The following is a 7,628-nucleotide window of genomic DNA, read 5'->3' as shown; positions in this document are numbered from 1 at the left end:
TGTTCACTACGAATCGGGCCATAGATGCACGTATATTTCGCAGGGAACGGAGATCCCCGTTCCATTTGTTAAATGTCAACAGAACCTAGCAACCTTGCTTAAAAATGAGGAGAAGACTATGGCAATTTTGGAAGGTGGTCAGATTATTACAAAGGTCCTGAAGCAAGAGAATGTAGAATATCTGTTTACACTCTGTGGTGGGACGATTGAATCAATTTATGAAGGGTGTCTGAACGATGGCATCAAGATCATCGACACGCGCATAGATCCATCTGCGACAATGATGGCGGATGCGTATGCACGGGTGACCGGGGGCGTGGGGGTTAGTGGTGTTACCCGTGGACCGGGGCACGCTGCCATGATCTATGGTCTAGCGACAGCCCACATGATGGGCAGCCCACTCTACTCGATAAGTGGCAACAGCGACGCGGATCAGATCGATATGGGCGGTTCTCAGGAATACAACCAAACGGGGTTAGTCAAGCCGATTACCAAGTGGACGCGGTTGGTCGCACAGACAGACCGGCTGCCGGAGTATGTCGGCACCGGATTTCGTAAGGCGTTGGGAGGGCGTCCGGGACCCGTCCATCTGAATGTTCCCTACGACGTTTTGTACGACAAGATCGACGATGCGGAAATCGCTTATCCTGAACCGGCAAACTCTCGTGCGAATGGTAGAGTACACGGCGATCCAGAGCAGATAGATCGCGCATTGAAGTTGTTGGCGGGTGCAGAGAGCCCGGTAATTATCGCTGCCGGTGCGACCCACTGGCAGAACGCATCAGGCGCACTCCTAGATTTTGTGGAGGCAACGGGGATACCATTTTTCTCAAGAGGCGGCGATGTCAACGCAATTACCCGTCCACATCCGCTCTTTTTTGGAATGGCGAGCACCCGATTCGGCAACGCCTCAAAGGAGCTGCGCAATGCTGATGTAGTGCTTGCCTTGGGGGTTAAATTCGATACAAACATCAGCTACGGTAAACCGCCGCTTTTTCACAAAGATGCTAAGTTTATCTGCGTCGATATTGATGCTGAGGAGATGGGCAAGAACTGTCCCTTTGATGTTGGTATCATCGGTGACTTGCAACCCGTCCTGAATGAGATGACAAACGGTGTTTCCCGCCACGATTTTCATAAACCGACAGATTGGGTTGAACGCCTGAGTCTCGTCCGTCAAGGTTTTCGGCAGCGACTCGCTGAAGCGGAGAACTCCGACGGTGTTCCCGTTCATCCGCTGCGCATTTGCAAAGAGGTACGTGAACTCTTCGGGGATGATGCCACAATCTCCCTTGATGGCGGAGATGCCTCGCTCTTTTCACACATGGCGCTTGATCACTACCACCCACCCTACCTACTATTCACAGGTCCCATCGGTGGAATTGGGCAGGGAGTCCCCTTCGCGTTGGCTGGTAAGGTAGCGAGACCGGATCATCCGAGCGTCTTAATCACCGGTGACGGTTCGTTCGGTTACGGCATCATTGAGTACGATACCGCACTCAAGCATGACTTGCCGATTATTTCAGTTGTCTCAAGTGACGAGGCGTGGGGCATTGTGAGGCACCCACAGATCCAGCGCTACGGTTTGGATCGTGCTGTTGCGACGGATCTCCGGGCGGTTAGTTATGAACGGGTTGCCGAAGCACTGGATTGTTACGGTGAACTTGTCACGAAGCCCGATGAGATTGGTCCAGCGCTGCAGCGTGCTGCCGATTCAGGCAGACCGGCGGTAATTAATGTCCCGACAATCTTCACAAGTGCGGCAGCATACTGCCCGCAATAGGTTATTAACCAATGGTGCTAGTTTGCAGCTGTTGATAACGTGAAACGTGATGCGTGAAACGTAAAAATCATTGGTTCATCAGTTCATTGTTCCCTACAACCTCTGTAAAATGTCAACAGAGCCTAGCACCAAAGGTTATTAATGCGCTTCCCAAGATGTCCGCTTCAGGGGATCATGGACGTCAATCGTTAGTGAAGGACCAAAGCCCTCAATCTCAAGACGCAGGTTATCTCCATCCTGAATCGGTGCCAAGGCGTAGTGATGGGTGCCTGTGTTTACGACGTTGCCGGGTTCAAGCGTTATAACCTTGGTAACCTCTTCTAACACCTCCGGTATAAAACGCGCCATGGAGTCAGAGGAGAAGTCATGCCGAAGCTCGTCGTTGACCCAGAGTTTAATTCCGAGGTCGTTTGGATCGGAGACCTCGTCGGCGGTGACCAGTGCGGGTCCCATCGGAGCGAAGGTATGCCAGCTTTTGCCAAGGAAGAACCCGCCGGGAAGACCGCGGGCAGACACATCGATAAATTGCGTGTAGCCGAAGACGTGATCCATCGCTTCCGCCTGTGAGAGGTGGCTCGCTGTTTTGCCGATGACCACACTGAGTTCAGGCTCGAAGTGGAAAACGGTTGCGTTTGTCTCGGGGAGTTGGACCGTATCGCCCTTGCCAATGATGCCGGTGGGGGATTTGAGAAAGGCGTTAAATTCGCCGCGATCCGGGGCTGCAGGTTCTATGTAATTGCCGGCAAGACAGACCAATTGATTTGGTCTGGGTAGGGGAGCCCTGAGACGAACGCTATTGAGTGCTGTCCCTGCATTTCCTTCAGCAGCCTGCGCGATCTGCGGCTGTAGGTTGTCCCAATCTTTGATAAGTGTTTCGATAAGTTCTTGAGGGCTGTGGTAGGAAACACCTCCCAGCGCCGAGGCGACATCGACAATCTGCTCGCCGTTGATTACGCCCAGTTGATAGTCATTGAAAAATGCAAGTTTCATCTGATATTTTTCCTTTCAATCTCTGATGATAGTACTGGTTTGTGCGGAACATGCCCATCCTCTCGGACTTTTCGCACATGTTGTCAACTATGATTTGCATTGCAAATTTCAAGACACTTGCAATGCGCTTGGTATTTCAATCCACTCTGAATAAAGGGCAAAGAACGATAGGCAGGTGTTCTCCTGCCCCGGACTACATACAGAACATCTCAATCATCTGTCCATATACCCCAACAGCTTCTGAGAGTTGTGCGATGTCGATCCACTCTCCGACGGTATGTGCTTGGACGATATCGCCGGGTCCGAGGATAACGAGTTGTAAGTGATGCTTGAAAGCGTGTGCGTCCGTGCCAAATGGGACCGTCCCCGGTTTCGATGTGCCAGTGGCTTTCAGCCCTGCTTGGACGATCTCGGCATCGGGCGAGACGTAGAACGGCGTGCCTTTATTCGAGGTAGTTTCGAGACCGTACTTTTCAGCGATTTCGGTTATCATTGCAATTACATCGTCGCTACGATCATTCGGCATTGGTCTAAAACTGAGAGTACAGACCGTTTTCGCTGCGGCGACGTTTGGTCGGCATCCGCCGTCATCAAGCACCATATTGAATCCGTTCGTTGGTGGGTTAAACTCCTTATTCATGAAGGATTCGTCGGTTTTGAACAGCTTTGCCAACTCCGCCATCTCGGCGAGGAATGGTGCAATCAGGAAGTTTGCTGAAACCCCTTTATCTGTGCTGGTATGCGCTGCCCGTCCTTTCGCGGTTACTATGACCCGTCCGCCTCCCTTGTGGGCGTATACAGGCGTCAATCGCGTCGGCTCGGCGATGACACCGTTTTTTGGTCGTTCCGCATTGAAGAGTTCTGAATCCTCTGCAACTTGGCGAGCTCCCGCGCCGCTGATCTCTTCGTCCGCGGTGATGACGATAAAGAGTGGTTTCTTCAAATCGGCGGCATTAATTTCTGCGCCCGCCGTAATTGTCGCAGCCAGCGGTCCTTTCATATCGCAGCTGCCACGGCCAAATAGGCGACCGTCCTGAATTACTGGATCGAATGGGTCCCACTCCCCCTCCAAGCCGGGAACCGTGTCGGAATGGGAGAAGAGTCCGAAACCATTGGAACCCTTCCCCTTCTTGCCCACCAGACTCACCTTTTGCTCCCCATTGGCATCGAGGTACTCTAGGCGCTCGACCTCAAACTCACATCGCTTTAGTGTATTTTCGAGGAGATCTGAAACCTCCTTATTGCTCCGCTGGCTAACGGAATTAATGGCCACAATATCCCTAGTCAGTTGAACGACATCAAGTCCCATCAAGTGTGAACTCCTATCCAAAAATTTGACTCATTCTGATGTATAAACGACCATTTATCGCATCGTCAGAATGGATAATATGTATTGTGAAATTTAGTTTTTTCAAAACAGATATGCAGATCTCAATAAATTGCACACGCGAGATGCGGTTCGTAGTCGGTGAAGGCCACCCCCTCTGTCGGTGGTGCGGTAACTGGACATGGAGTTCTCTGGCCGTAGTATCTTCCCATGTCCGGAAGGTCTGGTGCCTATCATTGATCTCGCCCTGCATCTGATCGAAACTGCGTTATGCTATCACATATTCAAGCAGAGGTCTATAAAAAAATTAGTCCTTTAATTTCTTGACTTTTCATTAAAATACGGTTAAAATGGCCGGTGGTTCATATCCTCAGGCTTGGCTACAGAAGTTCTTTGGGGATGGGAAACGTTCAGGGTCGTGACACATTGGTTTCTAACAACATGACCGCAGGAGGGAGAAAAGAATGAAGTGGAAGTCTAGCACTTACGTAATCTGCCTGCTAGTTGTCGCGGGCTTCATCGCTTGCGGAGGGGATTCAGACGACGACGCAGATAAGCAGCCAACAAAGCCTGCAACATCGACTAGCGGCGGTGAAGCCATCAAAATTATAGTTGATTTTGAAGCCGAGGAAGCGGCGATTCGAGAGGTTTTTACACTGCATGCCGAAGCTATCGAAACGAAGGATCCTGACGAGTTTATGCAGTATTGGTTGAAAAGCAAGAGCGAAGATGTCTTTGCCGCTTGGGACTTTTGGGCGGGGGCATTCGAAAAACACCTCGGCTGGGAAGGGGTCAAAACCGGATGGGTAGGTATTTTTCGCATCCGTAGCGGCAAAATGACCGTTGAATTCGAGAGCGTTGCAATCGATAAAACCGGCAAAAACGCCAGCTTACGGGGGCGCTATCAATGGGCGGTTAGCGGTGGTCTAATCGCATTAATGGTCAAAGATCGCAAAGAAGGCTGGAAAATTAAACAGGCTGATTACACGAATGGTAAGTTTGGGAAACAGGTCGATGAACTGAAAGATCCAGCCTATGTGAATCCTCCACCGGATGATGAGCAGAAGTAAACATGGGTTAGTTAGCTACGGACGGAGAACTGTTTGCTACCAACATAACCACAGGAGGGAGAACCAATGGAACGGAAGTTTACAATTTACTTAATCTGTCTGCTATTTCTCGTGGGTTTCATTGCATGCGGAGAGGATTCGGACGACGACGCGGATGAACAGCCTGCAAAACCCGCGACATCGGCCGGTGGCGGTGAAGCCATACAAATTACAGTTGATTATGAAGCTGAGGAAGCAGCAATTCACGAGCTTTTCACCCTGCATGCCGAAGCCATCGGGACGAAGGATCCTGACGAATTTATGCCATATTGGTTGAGAAGCGAGAGCGAAGATGTCTTTGTCGCTTGGGATTTTTGGGCCGGGGCATTTGAGAAGCATCTCGGCTGGAAAGCAATCAAAAAGGGGTGGGAAGGTATTTTTCGCCTGCGCAGCGGCCCTATGTCCGTTGAATTCGAGCGCATCACAATCGATAAAACTGCCAGAAACGCTACGCTATACGGTCGGTATCAATGGGCGGTCAGCGGCGGTTTTATTGCCTCCATCGTAAAGAAGGACCGCGACGACGGGTGGAAAATCCAGCAGGTTGATTACACCAATAGAAAGTTTGGCGACCAAGTCGATGAACTTGAGAATCCTGCGTATGTAAATCCTCCACCCGAAGATGGTCAGAAGTGAACAATGGTTGCATTACCTATGGGAGGACTGCCTGCTGACAACATGACCGCAGGAAGGAGAAAACAATGAAACGGAGCTTTAGAATTTACTTAACCTGTACGCTATTTATCGTGGGGTTCATTGCTTGTGGAGGGGATTCGGCGGATGACGCAGATAAGCAGCCCACACAGCCGTCAACCCAGCCATCGACATCGGGCGGTGGCGATGTCCTACAAATTGATGTTGATTATCCGGCGGAAGAAGCCGCGATTATCGAGGCTTTTACCCTACACGCCGAGGCCATTGGAACGGAGGACTCCAACCAATTTATGGCTTACTGGTTGCGAAGCGAGAGCGAAGATGTCTTTGTTGCTTGGGTGTTTTGGGCGGGGGCGTTTGAGAAACACCTCGGTTGGCAAGCGGTTAAAAAGGGGTGGGAAGGTATTTTTCACATACGCAGCGGCAATATGAGCGTTGATATCAATAGCGTCGCAATCAATACAACCGGCAAAAAAGCTAGTTTACGTGGTAGCTATCGATGGGCGGTTAATGGTAATGTAATCGCGTTAATGGTCAAAGACCGCGACGAAGGATGGAAAATTCAACAAGCTGATTACACGGGTGAACAGTTTGGTAAACAGGTTGAGGAAATTGAAAATCCTGCCTATGTGAATCCGCCACCCGAAGAAGATTAGAAGTGAATCCCAGTTGAGTTCCTTATGGATTGAGCGGCGGTTTAGGAGGCCTTGGTGATGAATGGCACCTGGCTTCCAGCGTAACGGCTGCAAAGACGCCAGAAAACGAATTTTTGTCGAAAACGCGGTGTCTCTATCTTTTTTTCTGGGTCGTCAGAAAAGAACGTAAAATTCGAGAACAGTTTAGAAGTATAAGATATCAACCACACCACTGCCATCAAATGCGGGGCTTTGTTAGACTATCAACCGATAATGATATGAAATCCAATGCCGGCGATACCGGCGCCCACATATCGCAGTAACTGTGCGCCGTCCTTGAGTCTTTCCGCGATAATCCCAATCAAAACACCCGCAACGTGAATGCCAGCGGTTCCCAGCACAAATCCGCAAGCGTAGAACAGAGGCTTGGACAGAGACGGCATTTCAGTTCCGTGTGCATGACCATGAAAAATAGCGAAGATACCCACAAACACCATAGCTAACAGTGGTGGTAGTTTTTTTTCTAGGGCAATTGCAACGCCTAAAGCCAGCACAGAAAACTCTATCCCCAATTCAACTGCATTGGTACGCCGTTTATTCCTAGAACGCCACCGCCGAGCATAACAAGCACAAAAGTTAATGGTACTCTCCATATAGCTTGCCCGCCCATTTGTGCGCTCAGAATCCCGACGCTCAACATTGCTAGAAGATGGTCAAATCCAAGAACTGGGTGCGTCAGTCCGGCTGTAAATCCGCCGCCAGCCCCTTCGTGTGCATAGGAGATAGTCGGAAGAAGCGATACGATTCCCGCTGTAGCTAGAACGATTTTCCTCATGAACTTTCCTTTCGTGTCATTACCGCTGTGTGTTGAACTTCACGGTTCCCGTTTAATCCAGCTTAATTCGCTATGCACTCTAGTTAGAGCATACGAAGCGTAGTTACTATGAGCAACTTGGGTTATTATACTATGCTGTGAATGAAGTAGTCAGTTTTTTGCCGCTTCCTAAACATCGGAACAACGTCTAGAAAACGGTTTCTCTATCCTTAACCTAAGTTGCTAGGGCGTGTTGACATTTTGAAGCTGCTCATTCGGCAAACGCTGTAATCATCAGCTAATCTGCCAAATGTAG

At 50.0% G+C, this 7,628-nt stretch carries 6 protein-coding genes and 1 pseudogene; 4 read left to right on the top strand and 3 right to left on the bottom strand.

The features are described from left to right. The first annotated feature begins 118 nt into the window (after positions 1 to 118). Positions 119 to 1,783: a thiamine pyrophosphate-binding protein gene (locus J4G02_16655; protein MCE2396187.1), complete on the top strand. Its 1,665-nt coding sequence runs from the start codon at positions 119 to 121 to the stop codon at positions 1,781 to 1,783. Between the two features lie 138 nt (positions 1,784 to 1,921). Here J4G02_16655 and J4G02_16650 read toward each other — a convergent pair whose 3' ends face one another. Together J4G02_16650 and J4G02_16645 are read right to left on the bottom strand one after the other, a co-directional pair. Continuing rightward, positions 1,922 to 2,773: a fumarylacetoacetate hydrolase family protein gene (locus J4G02_16650; protein MCE2396186.1), complete on the bottom strand. Its 852-nt coding sequence runs from the start codon at positions 2,771 to 2,773 to the stop codon at positions 1,922 to 1,924. A 193-nt stretch (positions 2,774 to 2,966) separates the two neighbouring features. Then, positions 2,967 to 4,082, bottom strand: coding sequence for a M20/M25/M40 family metallo-hydrolase (locus tag J4G02_16645; protein MCE2396185.1), 1,116 nt, complete (start codon positions 4,080 to 4,082; stop codon positions 2,967 to 2,969). Between the two features lie 482 nt (positions 4,083 to 4,564). Here J4G02_16645 and J4G02_16640 point away from each other — a divergent pair, with 482 nt between their 5' ends. The 3 genes from J4G02_16640 to J4G02_16630 all read left to right on the top strand — a co-directional run bounded on the left by J4G02_16640 (position 4,565) and on the right by J4G02_16630 (position 6,519). Beyond that, a complete protein-coding gene (locus tag J4G02_16640; protein MCE2396184.1) occupies positions 4,565 to 5,170 on the top strand; it encodes a hypothetical protein in 606 nt (201 codons plus the stop codon). Positions 5,171 to 5,236: 66 nt separating this feature from the next. Beyond that, entirely contained in the window at positions 5,237 to 5,845 is a 609-nt protein-coding gene (locus tag J4G02_16635) for a hypothetical protein (protein ID MCE2396183.1), read from the top strand. Positions 5,846 to 5,910: 65 nt separating this feature from the next. Continuing rightward, the gene (locus J4G02_16630; GenBank protein MCE2396182.1) at positions 5,911 to 6,519 is read left to right on the top strand and encodes a hypothetical protein; all 609 of its coding nucleotides are present in this window, start codon (positions 5,911 to 5,913) and stop codon (positions 6,517 to 6,519) included. Between the two features lie 242 nt (positions 6,520 to 6,761). Here the strand turns inward: J4G02_16630 and J4G02_16625 are convergent. After that, a pseudogene (locus tag J4G02_16625) lies at positions 6,762 to 7,333 on the bottom strand (HupE/UreJ family protein). Between the last annotated feature and the right edge of the window lie 295 nt (positions 7,334 to 7,628).

Source organism: Candidatus Poribacteria bacterium, assembly GCA_021295755.1.
Lineage (GTDB): Bacteria > Poribacteria > WGA-4E > WGA-4E > PCPOR2b > PCPOR2b.
The sequence above is the reverse complement of the archived record's forward strand: the minus strand, read 5'-3'. Positions and strand labels throughout refer to the sequence as shown.